This is a genomic window from Gryllotalpicola sp. CP2-P1, assembly GCF_057512245.1.
This window is the reverse complement of the sequence record NZ_JBLRDT010000405.1, coordinates 1-1,013: the sequence shown is the minus strand read 5'-3', so window position 1 is coordinate 1,013 and position 1,013 is coordinate 1. Positions and strand designations below refer to the sequence as shown.

Sequence of the window (1,013 nt, the reverse complement as noted above, 5' to 3'; positions counted from 1 at the left end):
CACCTCAGGGGGCAGCGCCCGGGCCTCCGGGCGCGCCAGCCACACGATGGCCTCATCGGGGCCAACACCGTAGAGCTCGAACGTGTCGACCACCTCGAAGGCGAGCTCACGGCGGGCGTCGGGCCACCCATTGCGCTCCGCGAGCGAGCGCGGCACGACGAACGGCTGGGTCGACGGCATCAGCCAGGCCCGCCATGCGTCAAGCGTCTCGTCGCCGATATCGATGCCGAGGACCTGCACGTGAGTAGCGTACGACCGGCGCCGAATCAGCTCGCGAGTGCCGGCCCGACGTAGCGCGCCGACGGGCGGATGATCTTCGGATCGCGAGCCTGCTCGAGCACGTGCGCCGTCCACCCGATCGTCCGTGCGACGGCGAAGGTCGGCGTCAGCATCTCGCGCGGCAGCCCGCACAGCTCCATCACGACCGCGGCGTAGAACTCGACGTTCGCGTGCAGCGGGCGGGCCGGCTTGTGCTCCGCAAGCAGCCGCTCGGCCGCGGCCTCGAACTGCAGGGCGAATTCCACGCGGGCCCCGCCGAACCCCTGCGCGACCTCGCGAAGCAGCGCAGAGCGCGGGTCGACCGTGCGATACACCGCATGCCCGAAGCCCATGATGCGGCGCCCCGAGGCGAGCTGCTCGCGCAGCCAGGGCTCGATGCGCTCGGGCGAGCCGACCTGGTCGAGGCTGTCGAGCGCCCGCGCCGGCGCACCGCCGTGCAGCGGCCCCGAAAGCGCGCCCAGGGCCGCGGCGAGGCACGAGGCGACGTCCGCGCCGGTCGAGGCGACCACGCGCGCCGTGAACGTCGAGGCGTTGAAGCCGTGATCCATCGCGGCGACGAGGTATGCGCTGAGGGCACGCTCGCGAGCGGCATCCGGCACCTCGCCCGTCACCTGGTACAGGTAGTTGGCGACCAGCCCGCGATCGCCGAGAACGGGCAGCGGCTCGGCCGAGTCGCGGTGCAGTGCCGCGAGCACGACGGGAGCCGCCGCTGCGAGAGATCGGAAGACACACGT

The 1,013-nt window shown here is 72.6% G+C and carries 2 protein-coding genes; both read right to left on the bottom strand.

From position 1 onward, the window contains the following. The coding region (locus ACM2XV_RS15595) for a hypothetical protein (protein WP_487027616.1) at positions 1–240 on the bottom strand (240 nt) is incomplete at its 3' end. Between the two features lie 26 nt (positions 241–266). After that, positions 267–1,013 (bottom strand): citrate/2-methylcitrate synthase (locus tag ACM2XV_RS15590; RefSeq protein ID WP_487027615.1); only part of this gene is annotated, 747 nt, incomplete at its 5' end.